We start from the raw sequence: 18,200 nt of genomic DNA on the forward strand, positions 1-18,200 counted from the left end.
CCAGCTTCATTGGTCATACCTCAACCTGGCTTGGAGTGAGCGCAATGGTGATGGAAAAGCACCTGACGAACCTGCGCGACACACTCCAGGCCATCGAGCGTTTGCATCAGGAAAGCTATCGTCAGCATGGCCACCTTAAATCGCCGCAGTTCTTCGCCGAACGCCAGCGCCTGCTCGCGCAGTTGGATGCTCATCTGCTGAACTCCACGCGTCTGCGCGGCCAGACTACTCTGGGCGATCATCCCAAGCTGAAAACGGCGCTTGGGATCTCCAGCCGAAGCTTGGTGTATCACTGGGACAAGGCCGGTGCGCCGGGGCAGATTCCGGGGTATTCAGCTCATGTGGAGGCGATCAGTCGTGCGACCAAGTACATGAAGACAGGCGGTTATATTGGCATTGGTATTGGTGGTGTGTCGTCGTTGCTGGCTATACAACAGGTGTGTAACGGTGACTCTGAGGCGGCTTGCGAGAAGATCAAATTTACTGAAGGTGGGAAATTCGCCGGTTCCACTTTTGGTGGCGCACTAGGTGGTGCGATATCGGGTTATGCCAGTAGCTCAATCTGCTTGGCGATTGGCGTAGCTACAGGAGGTATAGGAGGCGTTGTCTGTGTCGCGGCCGTAGTGGGAGCGGGCACATGGGTGGGTACGACGGGCGGAGGGATGGGAGGCGAATACATGGGTGAAATGATTTACAAGACTAGGCAACCATGACGAGTATCTACACGTGGTCTCCCTGGATCGCGATAATTGTTAGCGGCGGCCCGATTCTGCTTGCCGCGTTGAGCCTTGCATACAGCCTCTACCTGAGTCACCGTCATATGGATGCTATAAAGGAGGCCTTGAAGAACAGCCGTTATATTTATCTTTGGGGACCGAGCCTGGGTAAACGTGGCTTGATTTGGTCCCTGTGGGAGATATCAAAAATCGCCGGAATGGTGGTGTGGCCGAGGGCGTCTATTATTATCGGTGAACTGGACCCAGTCGATCTCAAAAACTTTCCACCTCACCTGAAACGACGTCTGATCGTCAATATGTCTATGGCGCTCACTGCCTTCAGCTGGATGATAGCTGTAGCCATTGTATTGAAGTTTAGATAGAACCGTAAAAATGGAACACATTCAACAAAGACCAATGCCGTGATGGGCGCGGACACGACAAATCTAAGGCCTCACCACTACGGAATGTCACGCCCACTCACGGCAACAACCGACACCCCTGCCGCTCCCCCAACCACCGCGCCGTGTGCGTGCGCCCCAGCCCGCTCGCCGTCACTTCACTCCGCTCCGGGCTATCCCTGAACGCACTGGTGGGCACGTACTGCTTCACATACCCGCGGCAATAGTCAGCTGGATTGTTCGCTACATAGCGGCACGAGCAGTACTCCTTGGCGGTGTAGGCCGCAATGATGTCGGGGAAGGCTTGCAGGTTGACGCGCTCGTGCCACACCCAGCCGAGCAAGGCGAGCAACAGGAGCAGAAACAGGCTGGTAAACGGCCGACGACGGATCATGGCTGCACCGCCGCGAGCACGCGTTTGAGCAGTTCGTTGTGGCGATAAGTACCGTCGCGGTCATCGCCGTAGCGCACGATCACCAAGTGTTCGGCGGGCATCACGTACAGCGCCTGGCCCCAGTGGCCAAGGGCGGCGAAGGTGTCGGCGGGGGCGTCGGGCCAGGGCCTTGGGGTGCCTTGGTTAAGCCACCACTGGCCGCCGGGGACGGCTTCGTCCTGGCCGGTTTTGTATTTATCGAACGGCTGGCGGTTGAACGCGACCCAGGCCTTGGGCAGCAATTGCTCATCGCCCCAGCGCCCATCCCGCGCCATCAGCAGGCCGACGCGCGCCAGGTCGCGGGCGGTGAGATAGGCATAGGACGAAGCGACGAAGGTCTCGTCGGCGTCGGTTTCCCAGGTGGCGCTGCGAATCCCCAACGGTTTGAACAGCGCGTCCCATGGATAACTCATGTACGCCTTGTGGCCGAGCATCCCTTTGAGCGCGGCGGAGAGCAGATTGCTGTCGCCGCTGGAATAGCGGAACACCTGGCCGGGACCGCTGAAGGCGTCCATATCCGCCGTAAACGCGGCCATATCGCCGCGACCACGGGTGTAGAGCATCGCCACCACCGAGGATTTGAGCGGCGCGTATTCGTAGTCTTCCTGCCAGTCGAGGCCCGACGCCCAGTGCAGCAGGTCGGCCATGGTCACCGCCGGGTGTTGCTTCATCGGTGGGTAAAAGCGCGCCACCGGGTCGGTGAGTTTGAAGCGATTATCGCCATAGGCCACGCCGAGCACAGTGGCCATCAGGCTCTTGCTGATGGACCAGGTGAGGTGCGGCGTGCTCGCCGTGGTAGGCGCGGCATAGCGTTCATAAATGATCTGCCCGTCGCGGATCACCAGCAGTGCATCGGTGCGGATGCCTTGGCGGCTGGCATCGTCACGCGGGGGGAAGGCGTAGGTCTCGAGGGCGTCGACGGCAGGGCCGACAAGTGGCGTGCCCTTGGTCCAGTCCTTGTCGGGCCAGTTTTCGGCGCGGGCGATAACGGTGACGAACAACAGGGCAACGCACAGCAAGCCTCTGACCATGGACACAAACTCAAGGGGGGCATTCAAGCCCGGGAGCCTAGCCCAGGCCGATGACAGATTGGCGACAGTCGGCGCTGTCATCCAAGCGTCACCATAACTTCATGGAGATGACACCGGGGCTACATAGCCTGAGTTTGGACAAACAAGTCGACCGGCCGGTAAGTGGCCGGCACTCGGAGATTCGCCATGACTCAGATCGCCCGCATCAGCGACACCGGCAATGAACGCCGTCTGCAAGCCGAACGCCTGGTTGGCGCGAAAGCTTTGCAGGAAGCCCAGGCCCTGCGTTTCAACGTGTTCAGCGGCGAGTTCAACGCCAAGCTGAAAGGTGCGGAACAGGGTCTGGACATGGATGACTATGATGTTCACTGCAGCCATATCGGCGTGCGGGACTTGAACAGCGGTCGATTGGTCGCCACCACCCGTTTGCTCGACCATCAGGCCGCCAGCACCCTGGGGCGGTTCTACAGCGAAGAAGAATTCAGCCTGCACGGCTTGCTGCACCTGCAAGGCCCGATCCTGGAGATCGGCCGCACCTGCGTCGACCCGGCCTACCGCAACGGCGGCACCATCGCTGTGTTGTGGGGCGAGTTGGCCGAAGTGCTCAACGAGGGCGGCTACAGCTATCTGATGGGCTGCGCGAGCATCCCGATGCATGACGGTGGCATCCAGGCCCATGCGATCATGCAGCGCCTGCGCGAACGCTACCTGTGCAACGAACACTTGCGCGCCGAACCGAAAAAACCCCTGCCGGCACTGGACCTGCCATCCAACGTCATCGCCGAAATGCCGCCGCTGCTCAAGGCGTATATGCGCCTGGGTGCGAAGATCTGTGGCGAGCCGTGCTGGGATGAAGACTTCCAGGTCGCCGACGTGTTCATCCTGCTCAAGCGAGATGAGCTGTGCCCGCGTTATGCACGTCACTTCAAGGCGGCCATGTGATGGGCCGCCTGCGCGTCTACGGGCGCATTGCCCGCGTATTAGTGGTGGTGGCGCTGGGCCTGAGCATGGCCAGTGTGTTTGGGCTGTTCGAGCGCCTGGGCGTGGCCAACTCGATGGTGCGGCGCCAGCGCTGGTCGCGGTTCTTTATGGCGCGACTGACCAACGCCCTGCCCTTTCGCGTGACGGTGCACGGTGCGCTGCCGACGCAGCCGATGCTGTGGGTGAGCAATCACGTGTCCTGGACCGACATTCCGTTGCTGGGCGCTGTGGCGCCGATGTCGTTTCTGTCCAAGGCCGAAGTGCGCACCTGGCCGGTGGCCGGTTGGTTGGCGGCCAAAGCCGGCAGCCTGTTTATCCGCCGGGGTTCGGGCGACAGCCAGTTGATCCGCAAACAGATGACCCGTCATCTGGAGCAACAGCACCCCTTGTTGATGTTTCCGGAAGGCACCACCACCGACGGGCGCAGCCTGCGCACCTTTCACGGGCGCTTGCTGGCCAGTGCGATCGACGCGGATGTGTGCTTGCAACCGGTGGCGATTCGTTATGTGCGCGACGGCCAGGTGGACCCGCTGGCACCGTTCATTGGCGATGATGATTTGCTCTCGCACCTGATGCGCTTGTTTGCCAATGATCAGGGCGACGTGGAAATCCACATACTCAAGCCGATCGCCTGCGCCGGCCAGGAACGTGCGGCGCTGGCGTATCAGGCGCAGCAAGCGGTGCAGAAGGCGTTGTTCGGGCCGTTGCCGGAGGCAGAGCACGTGGCGGCGCGACCAGCCTTCGCCGCTTGACGCGGGCATGGTCAGAAAGGTGGGAGGGGCAACCCGCCTCCCACCTTTAGTTTTGTGTGATCAGTTGAGACTGTGCGAATTCCTGCAATTGAGGGTAGAAGCGCCGGAAGTCTTCACTCAGCGGTTCATATAAAAGCCGCAACTCCTGCATCGCATGTCCCAACGCTTCCGGCTGCGTCAGCCGCCGCGAAATCCCCCGCAACACCTGCTCCATCACCGCGAACTCACGGTACGAGCCCAACCAATCCTGGGCCGCCATATAAGGCGCAATCTGCGCCAAGCGCCCCGGCAACTCCGGTTCGGCCTGCAGCACGCGGTACACCTGCGACGTGAAGTGCGCCAGCGGCTGGTCGGCATACAACGCCCAATCCCGCGCCAGGCAATGATCGAAAAACACGTCGACGACGATCCCGGCATAGCGCCTGCGGGTGAGGCTGAAGCGCGACAACGCCTGCCCCACCAGTGGATGAGTGTCGGTGAAGCGGTCGATGGCGCGATGCAACTGGATCGCCGCCTCGATCGGCGGGCTGAACTGCCCTTGCAGGCGGCCTTTGACGAAGTCGCCATAGAGGCTGCCCAGCAGTTGCGCAGGAAGTTGGCCGCCCAAGTGCAGATGTGCGAGATAATTCATGGCGCGCAGTCTAGCACTGCCATCAACGTATCGTTATAACCCGATATACCGATTTAGCCTGACCTCAGATCGAAATCATATTGGTATATCGGGATATTACGATTTAAAGTTCGCTTCATCGCGATATAACGCTTTACGACACCGAGCGACTGCCATGTCCATTGACCTCGACGAAATAATAAAAGCCCTGGCGCACCCAGTACGACGAGACATCCTCACCTGGCTGAAAGACCCGAAGGTGCAGTTCCCCGAGCAACTGCATAACCACGAATACGGCATCTGTGCCGGGCAGATCGACCAGCGCTGCGGCTTGTCCCAGTCGACCGTGTCGGCCCACCTCGCCACGTTGCAACGGGCGGGACTGATCAGCAGCCAGAAGGCCGGGCAATGGCACTTTTTCAAACGCAATGAGGAAGTGATCCAAGCCTTCCTCACGGCGTTTATCACTGAACTCAGCGCTGACATCCGCGCGCCGCTGTAAAGGACACGACAATGCCCCTCTCGCTACTCATCCTGGCCCTGAGCGCCTTCGCCATCGGCACGACCGAGTTCGTCATCATGGGCTTGTTGCCCGATGTGGCGAAGGACCTCGGCGTGTCGATCCCCGGCGCCGGCTGGTTGGTTACCGGTTATGCCCTGGGCGTGGCGATTGGTGCGCCGTTCATGGCATTGGCCACCGCCAGGCTGCCACGCAAAGCCGCCTTGGTAGCGTTGATGGGTATCTTCATCGTCGGCAACCTGCTCTGCGCCCTGGCCAGTGATTACAACGTGCTGATGTTTGCCCGTGTGGTCACCGCGCTGTGTCACGGCGCTTTCTTTGGGATTGGTTCGGTGGTTGCCGCCAACCTGGTCCCGGCCAACAAACGTGCGTCGGCGGTGGCCTTGATGTTCACCGGTCTGACCCTGGCCAATGTGCTTGGCGTCCCGCTGGGCACCGCGCTGGGCCAGGAAGCCGGCTGGCGTTCGACCTTCTGGGCGGTCACGGTGATTGGTGTCGTTGCACTGATCGGCCTGATCCGCTTCCTGCCGGCCAAGCGTGACGAAGAAAAACTCGACATGCGCGCCGAACTGGCCGCACTCAAAGGCGCCGGCATCTGGCTGTCGCTGAGCATGACGGCGCTGTTCGCCGCGTCCATGTTCACCCTCTTCACCTACGTTGCGCCGCTGCTGGGCGATGTCACTGGCGTGTCGCCCAAGGGCGTGACCTGGACCCTGCTGCTGATCGGCCTGGGCCTGACCGTGGGCAACATCATCGGCGGCAAGCTGGCCGACAAACGCCTGGCCGCTACGTTGGTCGGTGTGTTTATCAGCATGGCGGTGGTGTCCACGGCGCTGAGCTGGACCAGCGTCGCGCTGATCCCGACTGAAATCACCTTGTTCCTGTGGGCCACCGCGTCGTTTGCCGCCGTCCCGGCGTTGCAGATAAACGTGGTGACCTTCGGCAAGGCCGCACCGAATCTGGTGTCCACCTTGAATATCGGCGCCTTCAACATCGGCAACGCCATCGGCGCCTGGGTCGGCGGCAGCGTGATCGCCCACGGTTTCGGCCTGACCAGCGTGCCGCTGGCAGCAGCGGCCCTGGCGGTCCTGGCACTGGTGGTGACCCTGATTACTTTCCGTCAGAGCGGCGACGCCGATCTGGCTCCTGCGACCAACTGATCAACTCAATTGAAGGGTGTTATCCCATGACGACTATTTTCGATCCGATCACACTGGGCGACGTGCAGCTGTCCAACCGCATCATCATGGCGCCGCTGACCCGCTGCCGCGCCGATGAAGGTCGCGTGCCCAACGCGCTGATGGCCGAGTACTACGTGCAACGCGCCTCCGCCGGGCTGATCCTCAGCGAAGCCACCTCGGTAGCGCCGCTGGGCGTGGGCTACCCGGACACGCCGGGTATCTGGTCCAACGACCAGGTGCGCGGCTGGGCCAACGTGACCAAGGCCGTGCACGGTGCGGGCGGCAAGATCTTCCTGCAACTGTGGCACGTGGGGCGTATTTCCCATCCGTCGTACCTGAACGGCGAAGCCCCGGTGGCGCCGAGCGCGATCCAACCCAAAGGGCATGTGAGCCTGGTGCGCCCACTGGCCGACTACCCGACCCCACGTGCGCTGGAGACCGCTGAAATCGCCGACATCGTCGACGCTTACCGCACCGGTGCCGAAAACGCCAAGGCCGCAGGCTTTGACGGCGTGGAGATCCACGGCGCCAACGGTTACCTGCTCGATCAGTTCCTGCAAAGCAGCACCAATAAACGTACCGACAACTATGGTGGCTCCCTGGAAAACCGCGCACGCCTGTTGCTCGAAGTGACCGACGCGGCCATCGAAGTCTGGGGCGCTGGCCGTGTGGGTGTGCACCTGGCACCGCGTGCCGATGCCCACGACATGGGGGACGATAACCTCGCGGAAACCTTCACCTACGTCGCCAGCGAACTGGGCAAGCGCGGCATCGCCTTTATCTGCTCCCGTGAAAAGGAAGGGGCGGACAGCCTCGGCCCGCAACTGAAAAAAGCCTTCGGCGGCGCGTACATCGCCAACGAAAGCTTCACCAAGGACAGCGCCAATGCGTGGCTTGCCGCCGGCAAGGCCGATGCGGTGGCCTTCGGCGTGCCGTTCATTGCCAACCCGGACCTGCCGGCGCGTCTGAAGGCCGATGCCCCCTTGAATGAAGCTAATCCGCAGACCTTCTATGGCAAAGGCCCGGTGGGCTACATCGACTACCCGACCCTGGCGCTGTGACGTAACGCGTAAAAATGAAAAAGCCCCGGCTCTCGCGAACCGGGGCTTTTTCACTGGGGCAGGAAACACTGCTTCACAGAACCGCAACAAATTCCCTACAAAATACTTAGGCGGCTACCTATCAACCGCCCGCCAGCCCGTATATAAAGTCACCCCACCGATCAGGCATAAGGACGATTGACTGTCCTTAGGCTTTACTGTTGACACAGCCCGCGGCAATTACGCATTTTGTCTCAATTGCGCAGGCTGGGGCTAAAACGCAGCATGTCCAGCCCTGCATCCACCCAGCGTTCGGCTTCCTGGTGTAATTGGAAGCTGTCGGGGACCAGCAGCCACTGGCCAATCAGCCCATTGATGTAAGCATGCAGGCACACCGCGCCGCGGGTGGTGTCGAGGTTTTCCGGAAGTTGCCCACGGTGCACCGCGTTACGCAGCGTCAATCCGATGCGCAGGTTGCATTCCAGGCTGTGGGTTTGGCGCTGGCGGCGCATGTCGCACATTTCATCGGTGAATTCGCACTTATGAAACAAGATCTCGTTGATGCGCCGGGTTTTCGGGTCCAGGGCCACTTGATGAAACAGATGAATCAGCAGTTTGCGCATACAGCCCAGCGGGTCGATTTCGTCTTCGCTTTCGCTGGCCCTGGCCAACTCGTCCAACGGCTCGTGCAAGGTGTCGAGCAGTGCCTGCAACAGATCGGACTTATTGCTGAAATGCCAGTAAATCGCGCCTCGCGTCACGCCCGCCAACGCGGCAATGTCCGCCAGCGTCGTGCGTGCAACGCCGCGTTCATAAAAGGCTTGCTCGGCGGCATCGAGAATCTGGCTGCGCGTTTCTTGAGCTTCCTCTTTGGTGCGACGAACCATGGCAGTACAACCTCAATCAGGACACTTGAGACTATCGTTAACGCAACGTTAATAGATGCAAACGATGATCTGAATATTTGTGGGACGACACCATCATGGGCGCCGAACGTAATGGAATCGAGGCTGCAGGCGTTGCTTTGTCAACAACACGCGAAGCCTGTCAAGAGTTTACAAACAACCATGAACGTAAGTATATTGCGTAGCAAGCTACTTATCCACTCACGGCTCGTTTTTTACCCTTTCACCTTTCTTGTGCGCAGCCTGCGCGCCTGACCCGAGGATCTTCATGCAACTTAAGCCAGCTGTTACCGCTCTGGTCACTGCCGTCACCCTGGCATCGCTGCTCAGCGGATGTAAAAAGGAAGAAGCGGCTCCGCCCGCTCAAATCCCTCAGGTCGGCGTGGTCACTATTCAACCGCAAGCCTATACCCTCACCTCCGAACTGCCAGGCCGCACCACCGCCTACCGCATCGCGGAAGTTCGTCCACAGGTCAACGGCATCATCCTCAAGCGTCTGTTCAAGGAAGGCGCCGATGTGAAGGAAGGCCAGCAGCTTTATCAGATCGACCCGTCGGTCTACGAAGCGACCCTGAAAAGCGCACAAGCCACCCTGACCCAGACCAAGTCGATCACCGACCGCTACAAACAGTTGGTCGATGAGCAGGCCGTCAGCCGTCAGGAATACGACACCGCTGTCGCCAACCGCATGACCGCCGAAGCAAACGTGCAAACCGCCCAGATCAACGTGCGTTACACCAAGGTGTACGCGCCGATTTCCGGGCGTATCGGTCGCTCCGCCGTCACCGAAGGCGCACTGGTCAGTAACGGCCAGGCGGATGCCATGGCGGTGATCCAGCAACTGGACCCGATCTACGTCGATGTCACGCAGTCTTCTGCCGAGATGCTCAAACTGCGCCGCGACCTGGAAAGCGGTCAGTTGGAAAAAGCCGGTGCCAACGCCGCCAAGGTCAAGCTGACCCTGGAAGACGGCAGTGATTACGGCCAGGACGGCAAGCTGGAGTTCTCCGAAGTGTCGGTCGACCAGACCACCGGTTCCGTGACCCTGCGCGCAGTGTTCCCCAACCCTGACCACGTCTTGCTGCCTGGCATGTTTGTCCACGCCCAACTGCAGGCCGGTGTGAACAGCAAGGCGATCCTGGCACCGCAGCAAGGCGTGACCCGCGACCTCAAGGGCACACCAACGGCGCTGGTAGTCAATGCCGATAACAAAGTCGAGCAACGCGAGCTGGTGGCCAACCGTACCGCCGGCGCTTACTGGCTGGTGGAAAAAGGCTTGAACGCCGGTGACCGCGTGATCACCGAAGGCCTGCAGTACGTCAAGCCGGGCGCGGAGGTCAAGGTCAAGGAAGCTGACAACGCCAAACCCGCCGGTTCCGCTGCTCCTGCCGCCGCTGCCGGCAAAGGGGAGTAATCCATGTCGAAATTTTTTATCGACCGTCCCATTTTCGCCTGGGTAATTGCCCTGGTGATCATGCTGGTCGGGGCACTGTCGATCCTGAAGTTGCCCATCAACCAATACCCGGCCATTGCGCCCACCGCCATCGACATCCAGGTGACCTACCCAGGCGCGTCCGCACAAACCGTGCAGGACACCGTGGTGCAGGTCATCGAACAACAGCTCAACGGTATCGACAACCTGCGTTATGTCTCCTCGGACAGTAACTCCGACGGCAGCATGACCATCACCGTGACGTTCAACCAGGGCACCAACCCGGACATCGCCCAGGTTCAGGTGCAGAACAAGCTGAACCTGGCCACCCCACTGCTGCCGCAAGAAGTACAGCAGCAGGGTATCCGCGTGACCAAGTCGGTGAAGAACTTCCTGATGGTGATCGGTCTGGTGTCGGAAGACGGCAGCATGACCAAGGACGACCTGTCCAACTACATCGTATCCAACATTCAGGACCCGATTTCCCGGACGCCGGGTGTGGGTGACTTCCAGGTCTTCGGTTCGCAGTACGCCATGCGGATTTGGCTCGACCCGGCCAAGCTGAACAACTATCAGCTGACCCCGGTGGACGTCAGCACCGCGATCGCCGCTCAAAACGTGCAGGTGGCCACCGGCCAATTGGGCGGTTTGCCCGCCCTGCCCGGCACCCAGCTGAACGCGACCATCATCGGCAAGACTCGCCTGCAAACCGCAGAGCAGTTCGGCAACATCTTGATGAAGGTCAACACCGACGGTTCCCAGGTCCGCCTGAAAGACGTCGCGCGTATCGAACTGGGTGGCCAGACCTACAGCATCAGCGCGCAGTTCAACGGCAACCCGGCGTCGGGTATGGCGATCAAGCTCGCCTCCGGTGCCAACGCCCTGGACACGGCCAAGGCCATTCGCGCAACCGTGAAGTCCCTCGAGCCGTTCTTCCCGCCAGGCATGAAGGCGGTGGTGCCGTATGACACCACCCCTGTGGTCACCGAATCGATCTCCGGCGTGGTGCACACCCTGGTCGAAGCCATCGTGCTGGTGTTCCTGGTGATGTTCCTGTTCCTGCAGAACTTCCGCGCCACCATCATCACCACCATGACGGTACCGGTGGTACTGCTGGGGACCTTCGGGATCCTGGCGGCATTCGGTTTCACCATCAACACCCTGACCATGTTCGGCATGATCCTGGCCATCGGCCTGCTGGTGGACGATGCCATCGTCGTGGTGGAAAACGTCGAGCGGGTAATGGCCGAGGAACACCTGTCGCCGAAAGAGGCGACGGTCAAGTCCATGACCCAGATCCAGGGCGCCCTGGTGGGTATTGCCCTGGTGCTGTCGGCGGTACTGCTGCCGATGGCGTTCTTCGGTGGTTCCACTGGGGTGATCTACAAACAGTTCTCCATCACCATCGTTTCGGCCATGGCGTTGTCGGTACTGGTTGCCCTGATCTTCACCCCGGCCTTGTGCGCCACCATGCTCAAGCCGATCGACCCGGAAAAACACGGCCAACCCAAGCGCGGTTTCTTCGGCTGGTTCAACCGCACCTTCGACCGTGGCGTACTGAGCTACGAGCGCGGTGTGGGCAACATGATCAAGCACAAGATCCCGGCGTTCCTGGTCTACCTGCTGATCTTCGCCGGCATGATCTGGCTGTTCATGCGCATCCCTGCCGCGTTCCTGCCCGACGAAGACCAAGGCGTGATCTTCGCCCAGGTGCAGACCCCCGTCGGCTCCACCGCTGAGCGTACGCAAAAAGTCATCGACGACATGCGGATATTCCTGCTCAACGACAAGGAAGGCGAGCCGGGCGAAGGCAAGGGCGTGAAATCGGTATTTACCGTCAACGGCTTCAACTTCGCCGGCCGTGGCCAAAGCTCCGGTCTGGCCTTCGTGATGCTCAAGCCCTGGGATGAACGCGACGCGTCGACGTCGGTGTTCGAAATCGCCAAGCGTGCCCAAGGCTACTTCATGCAGACCTTCCAGGACGCCATGGTGTTTGCGATCGTGCCGCCTTCGGTACTGGAGCTGGGTAACGCCACCGGCTTCGACGTGTTCCTGCAAGATCAGGGCGGCGTCGGCCATGACAAATTGATGGCCGCGCGTAACCAGTTCCTGGGCATGGCCGCACAAAGCAAGATTCTTGCAGGCGTGCGTCCTAACGGGGTGAACGATGAGCCGCAGTACGAACTGACCGTCGATGACGAAAAAGCCAGTGCCCTGGGCATCACGCTGTCGAACATCAACCAGACCCTGGCGATTGCCCTGGGTGGCAGCTACGTCAACGACTTTATCGACCGTGGTCGCGTGAAGAAGGTGTACGTACAAGGCGAAGCCGCCAGCCGCATGTCGCCCGAAGACCTGAACAAATGGTACGTGCGCAGCGACTCCGGGAAGATGGTGCCGTTGTCGGCCATCGCCTCGGGCAAATGGATCTTCGGCTCGCCGAAACTCTCGCGCTATAACGGTGTGGCGGCGATGGAAATCCTCGGCACCCCGGCACCGGGTTACAGCACCGGTGACGCGATGACTGAAGTCGAACGCATCGCCAAGCAATTGCCGGCGGGTATCGGCTACGCGTGGACGGGCCTGTCGTACGAAGAACGTCTGTCCGGCTCCCAGGCACCGGCCTTGTACGCCCTGTCGCTGCTGGTGGTGTTCCTGTGCCTCGCGGCGTTGTACGAGAGCTGGTCGATCCCGATCGCGGTCGTGTTGGTGGTGCCGCTGGGTGTGGTGGGGGCGTTGATCGCCACCAGCATGCGCGGCTTGTCCAACGACGTGTTCTTCCAGGTGGGCCTGTTGGTAACGGTGGGCCTGGCGGCGAAAAACGCCATCCTGATCGTAGAGTTCGCCAAAGAGCTTCACGAACAAGGCAAGGGCATCGTCGAAGCGGCCATCGAGGCATCCCGCATGCGTCTGCGTCCGATCATCATGACCTCCATGGCGTTCATCCTCGGCGTACTGCCGCTGGCGATCTCCTCGGGTGCCGGCTCAGGCAGCCAGCATGCGATCGGTACCGGCGTGATTGGCGGTATGATCACGGCGACTGTCCTGGCGATCTTCTGGGTCCCGCTGTTCTTCGCCACTGTGTCCGCCGCCGGCGAGCGTAAAAAGACTGAACCCAAGCACACTTCTAAAGAGGCTGGCCAATGAGCAAGTCGCTACTTTCCCTAGCCGTCACCGCCTTCGTGCTCAGTGGCTGCTCGTTGATACCTGACTACCAGCGCCCCGAAGCGCCGGTGGCGGCGCAGTTCCCGCAGGGTCCGGCGTACTCGCCGGCCCAGGCGCCGAACCAGGCCGCTGCCGAGCAGGGCTGGAAGCAGTTTTTCCATGACCCTGCCCTGCAACAACTGATCAAGACCGCACTGGAAAACAACCGTGACCTGCGTGTCGCGGCGCTGAACATCGATGCCTATGCCGCGCAGTACCAGATCCAGCGCGCCGACCTGTTCCCGGCCGTCTCGGCCACGGGCAGCGGCAGCCGTTCGCGTACGCCGGCCAAACTGTCGCAGACCGGTGAAGCGACCATCGCCAGCCAGTACTCGGCAGGCCTGGGCATCAGTTCCTACGAGCTGGACCTGTTCGGCCGCGTACGCAGCCTGAGTGAAGAAGCACTGCAAAAGTACTTCGCCACCGAAGAGGCACGGCGCAGCACCCAGATCAGCCTGGTGGCCAACGTGGCCACCGCGTACCTGACCTGGCAGGCCGACAAGGAACTGCTCAAGCTCACCCAGGACACCCTGGGCGCGTACGAGCAGAGCTTCAAGTTGACCTCGCGCAGCAACGAAGTCGGCGTGGCCTCGGCCCTCGACCTCAGCCAGGCACGCACCTCGGTGGAAAATGCCCGCGTCGCCCTGGCGCGCTATACCCGCCAGGTGGCCCAGGATGAGAACAATCTGACCCTGCTGCTGGGCACCGGTCTGCCGGCGAATATCGCCAGCAAGCCGCTGTCCGATGACCTGCTCAGCGAAGTGCCGGCCGGGTTGCCATCGGACCTGCTGCAACGTCGTCCCGACATCGTGCAGGCCGAGTACAACCTCAAGGCAGCCAACGCCAATATCGGTGCAGCCCGTGCAGCGTTCTTCCCGAGCATCACCCTGACGGCCAGCGCCGGCACCGCCAGCCCGACCCTGGGCGGCCTGTTCAAGGGCGGCTCGGGCACCTGGTCGTTCGCCCCGCAGATCAACATCCCGATCTTCAACGCCGGTAGCCTGCGCGCCAGCCTGGACTACTCGAAGATCCAGAAAGAGATCAACGTGGCCAACTACGAGAAAGCCATCCAGACTGGCTTCCAGGAAGTCTCCGACGGCCTGGCCGCCCGTGAGACCTACAAGCAACAGCTGGATGCCCAGCGCGGCTTCGTGGCAGCCAACCAGGATTACTACCGCCTGGCCGAGCGTCGCTACCGCATCGGTGTCGACAGCAACCTGACCTTCCTCGACGCCCAGCGCCAACTGTTCAGTGCCCAGCAATCGCTGATCACCGACCGCCTGGCGCAGCTGACCAGCGAAGTCACCCTGTACAAGGCCCTCGGCGGCGGTTGGAACGAGCAGACCGCAAAGAATGAGCCATTGAAAGAAGAAGCCCCGGCGTTGAAGTTGTTCTGATTAGCGCTGCTGTAAACAAAAAACCGCCTCCCTTACTGGAGGCGGTTTTTTTATGCCGACTGATCGATGCCCACCAGGACTGGCTCGCCACCTGAACTCCGCTCGCCCCCAGGGGCTGCGCAGTCTTGCTTTCGCTTCAACCTTTCAGGTTAAAATTGGTTACAGATTCTTACCGACCACAGAGGGAGCTTGTCGTAATGATCGTAGGAATCGACCTGGGGACCACCCACAGTCTCGCCGCCGTCTGGCGCGGTGACGCCACCGAATTGGTGCCCAATGCCCTTGGCCAGTTGCTGACCCCAAGCGTGGTCGGGCTGGATGATCAAGGCCGTGTCCTGGTGGGCCAGGCTGCCAAAGAGCGCCTGCACACTCACCCGCACCTGACCACCTCGCTGTTCAAGCGTTTCATGGGCAGCGCCACCGAAGTGCGCCTGGGTGATCGTTCGTTTCGCCCCGAAGAGCTCTCGGCGCTGGTGCTCAAGAGCCTCAAGGAAGACATCGAACGCACCTACGGCCATACCGTCACCGAAGCTGTGATCAGCGTGCCCGCCTACTTCAGCGACGGCCAGCGCAAAGCCACGCGGATTGCCGGCGAACTGGCCGGGCTCAACGTTGAAAAACTGATCAACGAACCCACAGCCGCCGCCCTCGCCTACGGCCTGCATCAGCGTGACAAGGAAACCTCGTTCTTGGTGTTCGACCTCGGCGGCGGCACCTTTGACGTGTCGATCATTGAGCTGTTCGACGGCGTGATGGAAGTACGCGCCAGTGCCGGCGACAACTTCCTGGGCGGCGAAGACTTCGACACCCTGCTGCTGGAGCACTTCGTCGACAGCCAGCGCAATGCCGCCGGCTTCCCGCCCACCAGCAGCGTGCTGCACGCGCTGCGCCGCGAAGCCGAGCGCGTGCGCAAAGCCCTGGGCCAGGACGACAGCGCTGAGTTCGCGCTGCGCATCGACGGCCAGCAATGGGTACAGACCATCACCCAGCAGGAATTGGCCAAGCTTTACACGCCGCTGCTCGAACGCCTGCGCGCGCCCATCGAACGTGCCCTGCGCGATGCGCGGATTCGCGTCGGCGACCTGGATGAAATCCTGCTGGTCGGCGGAACCACGCGTATGCCGTTGGTGCGCAAGCTCGCCGCCGGCCTGTTCGGGCGTTTTCCATCCATCAGCCTCGACCCGGACCAGGTGGTTGCTCACGGCGCCGCGATCCAGGCCGCACTCAAAGCCCGTTCGGCGGCGCTGGAAGAAGTGGTGCTGACTGACGTGTGCCCCTACACCCTGGGTATCGAGACCTCGAACCAATACGGCGGCCATATCGAAAGCGGCCACTACCTGCCGCTGATCGAACGCAACAGCAGTGTGCCGGTGAGCCGGGTCAAAAGCGTGGTGACGCTGCACGACAACCAGAGCCAGGTGCTGTTGAAGATCTACCAGGGTGAAAGCCGCCTGGTCAAAGACAACATCGAACTGGGCCAGTTGGAGATCGACGTGCCCAAGCGCAAAGCCGGTGAAGTCTCGCTGGACGTGCGCTTCACCTACGACAACAACGGCCTGCTGGAAGCCCAGGTGAACATTCCGCTCACCGGCGAGCAACATTCGCTGGTGATCGAGAACAACCCCGGCGTGCTCAGCCCGCAGGAGATCCAGCAACGCCTGCAAGCCCTGGCGCAGTTGAAGGTTCACCCGCGCGACCAGCAAGTCAACACGGTGCTCACCGCACGCCTGGAACGGCTCTATCAGGAAAACCTCGGTGAGTTGCGTGAGCAACTGGGCCACTGGGCCGCGCAGTTCCAGCAGGTGCTCGACACCCAGGACGAACGGCGCATCCGTGAAGCGCGCAGTGAACTGACCCGGCAACTGGAGCAATTGGACACCGGGTTCTGGCGCTGAGGGGAGCACGACATGGACTGCTGGACCGTACTGCAACTGCCGCAAGACGCCGACGAGCGCACCATCAAGCGTACCTACGCGCGGCTGCTGAAAAGCTGCCGCCCGGATGACGACCCGGCCGGTTTCCAGCGCCTGCGTGAAGCCTATGAATACGCGTTGAGCGAGGCGCGCTGGCGTGCTGACAGCGAGGACGAAGCAAACGTCGAGGCGCCAGCGGTCGAACAGGCCTACGGCAACCTCAACGACCTGGCCGAGCTGATGGACATCCGCCCCCTCAGCCCTGCCCCGTTCGAAACACCGAACCTCGCCGACGCCCTGCTCAGCGGCCTCAAAATCCACAACCTTGACGAGCGCTGGGCACAGGCCCGGCAACAGGCCTGCACCGACGCGTTCCAGGCCGGTCTGCTGCGCCATTGCTTCGACGCCCCCGGCGAGCGCAGCGCCATCGCCCAATGGGCCGTGCAACACCTGGACTGGCTGACGCCGTGGCAACACGTGGCCATGACCCCCTGGCAGCACGAAGCGCTGACAGGCGAGCTGCTGCAGGACTACCGCCGTGTCTTGCAGGAACGGCTGGAACACAAGGCCGAACGCGAGTTCATCAGCCAACTGACGGCCTACAACAACCAACCGTGGCTGCGGGTGTTCGACCTGCAACAGCAGTGGCAACGCATCATTCTGCACCTGCTGCATGACACGCAGTGGAGCGTGCCGCTGTTCGAACGGGTGTGCCAGGCATTTGGCTGGGACGATCAGAAAGGCGTGTACCCGGAACCGGCCTGGATGTGGCGCGAACTGGTGTCGCGTTGCGAGCAGGAAAGCTTCTACGCCCACCTGCAAGACAAGGCCCACGATCCGCGACGCACCTCTGCCGACGCCTTTGCCGCGCGCCTGTTGCTGACGCCCATGACGGCCACCCAACAGAAAAACATGATCGACGGGTTTGGCGATAACGAGTGGAATGCCTGCCAGCACCTGGCCCAAACCCTGACCTGGCGCTACCCGCAATTGATTGAACGCTTGCCTCAGGCCGATGTGTTTTTCTGGCGCAAATTCGTACCGAGGCCGATCTACACCCAGGTGTTTATCCGACTGTGGGCGATCTTCGCCCTCGCCATCGGCTTGAACATCGCCCACGACACACCAGGCAAACTGGACATGATGTCGGTGTTCCTTTTCATGCTGATGTCATTCGTGCCGGCCCTTGTCGCCTTTCGTGTCACCCAGTTCTGGGCGGTCATGAGTTCGGTATACCGGGTGCCGGATATCTGGCTGAGCCAGTACCTGATCCCTAAACGACTCAATCCCAACGACTATTGGCTGGTGATTCGCCACGGCGTGCCCCAGGCAATCATGCTGATCGCCTGCGGCCTGATGCTCGGCATACTCGGCGCAGTGACCTATGCCGGCGCGCTGCTGATCAACCTGCTGCACACAAAACGCATCGGCCGGATGAGCCAGAAATTCAGTGAAGGTTATCCCTGGCTGAACGGCCTGCATTGGGCATTCTGGAGTCCCCTGCAAGCGGTGTTCGTGGTGGTGATGGTGGCGCTGATCGTCGCCGCCCAGCATTACTTGCCGGCGATCCCCTGGACCCACTTCACCCCGCCCAAATCCTGACTGCCGCAACCGGGCCTCAGCGCCCGGCAACTTGCGTTCGATCATCGCCCACAACCCGCCCAGCCCCGATTGAACCACTCCC

General features: G+C 61.3%; 15 protein-coding genes and 1 pseudogene. 12 read left to right on the forward strand and 4 right to left on the reverse strand.

Features of this window, described 5'->3' with window-relative positions:
- Both KZX66_RS25550 and KZX66_RS25555 read left to right on the forward strand, forming a co-directional pair.
- A pseudogene (locus KZX66_RS25550) lies at positions 1 to 713 on the forward strand (PAAR domain-containing protein); the annotation flags it as partial.
- On the forward strand, positions 710 to 1,099 hold the full coding sequence (locus KZX66_RS25555) for a hypothetical protein (RefSeq protein WP_248083984.1): 390 nt from the start codon (positions 710 to 712) through the stop codon (positions 1,097 to 1,099). The pseudogene KZX66_RS25550 and the gene KZX66_RS25555, both read left to right, overlap by 4 nt.
- A gap of 97 nt (positions 1,100 to 1,196) precedes the next feature.
- Here the strand turns inward: KZX66_RS25555 and KZX66_RS25560 are convergent, their stop codons facing one another.
- The gene (locus KZX66_RS25560; protein WP_248083985.1) at positions 1,197 to 1,511 is read right to left on the reverse strand and encodes an amidase; all 315 of its coding nucleotides are present in this window, start codon (positions 1,509 to 1,511) and stop codon (positions 1,197 to 1,199) included.
- Positions 1,508 to 2,581 (reverse strand): serine hydrolase, encoded by a 1,074-nt coding sequence (locus tag KZX66_RS25565; protein ID WP_248084023.1) that lies wholly within the window; start codon positions 2,579 to 2,581, stop codon positions 1,508 to 1,510. The genes KZX66_RS25560 and KZX66_RS25565 overlap by 4 nt, the downstream gene beginning before the upstream one ends.
- Positions 2,582 to 2,767: 186 nt before the next feature.
- Between KZX66_RS25565 and olsB the strand changes: the two genes are divergently transcribed.
- Both olsB and KZX66_RS25575 read left to right on the forward strand, forming a co-directional pair.
- Positions 2,768 to 3,523, forward strand: a complete 756-nt coding sequence (gene olsB, locus KZX66_RS25570; protein ID WP_248083986.1) for an L-ornithine N(alpha)-acyltransferase — start codon at positions 2,768 to 2,770, stop codon at positions 3,521 to 3,523.
- On the forward strand, positions 3,523 to 4,314 hold the full coding sequence (locus KZX66_RS25575) for a lysophospholipid acyltransferase family protein (protein WP_248083987.1): 792 nt from the start codon (positions 3,523 to 3,525) through the stop codon (positions 4,312 to 4,314). Before olsB ends, KZX66_RS25575 begins: the two co-directional genes overlap by 1 nt.
- Before the next feature lie 46 nt (positions 4,315 to 4,360).
- Here the strand turns inward: KZX66_RS25575 and KZX66_RS25580 are convergent, their stop codons facing one another.
- Positions 4,361 to 4,945: an ACP phosphodiesterase gene (locus tag KZX66_RS25580; RefSeq protein WP_248083988.1), complete on the reverse strand. Its 585-nt coding sequence runs from the start codon at positions 4,943 to 4,945 to the stop codon at positions 4,361 to 4,363.
- Positions 4,946 to 5,099: 154 nt separating this feature from the next.
- Between KZX66_RS25580 and KZX66_RS25585 the strand changes: the two genes are divergently transcribed.
- Genes KZX66_RS25585 through KZX66_RS25595 form a run of 3 tightly spaced genes read left to right on the forward strand, consistent with a single transcriptional unit; the run spans position 5,100 to position 7,686 of the window.
- Positions 5,100 to 5,426 (forward strand): helix-turn-helix transcriptional regulator, encoded by a 327-nt coding sequence (locus KZX66_RS25585; protein ID WP_248083989.1) that lies wholly within the window; start codon positions 5,100 to 5,102, stop codon positions 5,424 to 5,426.
- An 11-nt stretch (positions 5,427 to 5,437) separates the two neighbouring features.
- Complete coding sequence (locus KZX66_RS25590) at positions 5,438 to 6,604, forward strand: MFS transporter (protein WP_248083990.1); 1,167 nt, start codon at positions 5,438 to 5,440, stop codon at positions 6,602 to 6,604.
- Positions 6,605 to 6,630: 26 nt separating this feature from the next.
- The gene (locus KZX66_RS25595) at positions 6,631 to 7,686 is read left to right on the forward strand and encodes an alkene reductase (protein WP_248083991.1); all 1,056 of its coding nucleotides are present in this window, start codon (positions 6,631 to 6,633) and stop codon (positions 7,684 to 7,686) included.
- A gap of 233 nt (positions 7,687 to 7,919) precedes the next feature.
- On the opposite strand, the gene KZX66_RS25600 is transcribed toward KZX66_RS25595, so the two are convergent.
- Complete coding sequence (locus KZX66_RS25600) at positions 7,920 to 8,552, reverse strand: TetR family transcriptional regulator (RefSeq protein WP_248083992.1); 633 nt, start codon at positions 8,550 to 8,552, stop codon at positions 7,920 to 7,922.
- Positions 8,553 to 8,838: 286 nt separating this feature from the next.
- Here KZX66_RS25600 and KZX66_RS25605 point away from each other — a divergent pair, with 286 nt between their 5' ends.
- The 5 genes from KZX66_RS25605 to KZX66_RS25625 all read left to right on the forward strand — a co-directional run bounded on the left by KZX66_RS25605 (position 8,839) and on the right by KZX66_RS25625 (position 18,118).
- On the forward strand, positions 8,839 to 9,984 hold the full coding sequence (locus tag KZX66_RS25605; RefSeq protein ID WP_248083993.1) for an efflux RND transporter periplasmic adaptor subunit: 1,146 nt from the start codon (positions 8,839 to 8,841) through the stop codon (positions 9,982 to 9,984).
- Between the two features lie 3 nt (positions 9,985 to 9,987).
- Entirely contained in the window at positions 9,988 to 13,149 is a 3,162-nt protein-coding gene (locus KZX66_RS25610; RefSeq protein ID WP_248083994.1) for an efflux RND transporter permease subunit, read from the forward strand.
- Positions 13,146 to 14,603 carry an AdeC/AdeK/OprM family multidrug efflux complex outer membrane factor gene (adeC, locus tag KZX66_RS25615; protein ID WP_248083995.1) on the forward strand — a complete coding sequence of 486 codons (1,458 nt, stop codon included), beginning with the start codon at positions 13,146 to 13,148 and terminating at the stop codon, positions 14,601 to 14,603. Before KZX66_RS25610 ends, adeC begins: the two co-directional genes overlap by 4 nt.
- Positions 14,604 to 14,800: 197 nt before the next feature.
- Entirely contained in the window at positions 14,801 to 16,498 is a 1,698-nt protein-coding gene (locus KZX66_RS25620) for a molecular chaperone HscC (RefSeq protein ID WP_248083996.1), read from the forward strand.
- Positions 16,499 to 16,510: 12 nt separating this feature from the next.
- On the forward strand, positions 16,511 to 18,118 hold the full coding sequence (locus KZX66_RS25625) for a J domain-containing protein (RefSeq protein ID WP_248083997.1): 1,608 nt from the start codon (positions 16,511 to 16,513) through the stop codon (positions 18,116 to 18,118).
- Positions 18,119 to 18,200: the final 82 nt, after the last annotated feature.

The organism is Pseudomonas sp. EYE_354 (assembly GCF_023148575.1).
Lineage (GTDB): Bacteria > Pseudomonadota > Gammaproteobacteria > Pseudomonadales > Pseudomonadaceae > Aquipseudomonas.

Bases quoted from the DNA above. Each gene is read 5' to 3' on its own strand.
- KZX66_RS25555 (WP_248083984.1), top strand. From the start codon at position 710: ATGACGAGTATCTACACGTGGTCTCCCTGGATCGCGATAATTGTTAGC.
- KZX66_RS25560 (WP_248083985.1), bottom strand. From the start codon at position 1,511: ATGATCCGTCGTCGGCCGTTTACCAGCCTGTTTCTGCTCCTGTTGCTC.
- KZX66_RS25565 (WP_248084023.1), bottom strand. From the start codon at position 2,581: ATGGTCAGAGGCTTGCTGTGCGTTGCCCTGTTGTTCGTCACCGTTATC.
- olsB (WP_248083986.1), top strand. From the start codon at position 2,768: ATGACTCAGATCGCCCGCATCAGCGACACCGGCAATGAACGCCGTCTG.
- KZX66_RS25575 (WP_248083987.1), top strand. From the start codon at position 3,523: ATGGGCCGCCTGCGCGTCTACGGGCGCATTGCCCGCGTATTAGTGGTG.
- KZX66_RS25580 (WP_248083988.1), bottom strand. From the start codon at position 4,945: ATGAATTATCTCGCACATCTGCACTTGGGCGGCCAACTTCCTGCGCAA.
- KZX66_RS25585 (WP_248083989.1), top strand. From the start codon at position 5,100: ATGTCCATTGACCTCGACGAAATAATAAAAGCCCTGGCGCACCCAGTA.
- KZX66_RS25590 (WP_248083990.1), top strand. From the start codon at position 5,438: ATGCCCCTCTCGCTACTCATCCTGGCCCTGAGCGCCTTCGCCATCGGC.
- KZX66_RS25595 (WP_248083991.1), top strand. From the start codon at position 6,631: ATGACGACTATTTTCGATCCGATCACACTGGGCGACGTGCAGCTGTCC.
- KZX66_RS25600 (WP_248083992.1), bottom strand. From the start codon at position 8,552: ATGGTTCGTCGCACCAAAGAGGAAGCTCAAGAAACGCGCAGCCAGATT.
- KZX66_RS25605 (WP_248083993.1), top strand. From the start codon at position 8,839: ATGCAACTTAAGCCAGCTGTTACCGCTCTGGTCACTGCCGTCACCCTG.
- KZX66_RS25610 (WP_248083994.1), top strand. From the start codon at position 9,988: ATGTCGAAATTTTTTATCGACCGTCCCATTTTCGCCTGGGTAATTGCC.
- adeC (WP_248083995.1), top strand. From the start codon at position 13,146: ATGAGCAAGTCGCTACTTTCCCTAGCCGTCACCGCCTTCGTGCTCAGT.
- KZX66_RS25620 (WP_248083996.1), top strand. From the start codon at position 14,801: ATGATCGTAGGAATCGACCTGGGGACCACCCACAGTCTCGCCGCCGTC.
- KZX66_RS25625 (WP_248083997.1), top strand. From the start codon at position 16,511: ATGGACTGCTGGACCGTACTGCAACTGCCGCAAGACGCCGACGAGCGC.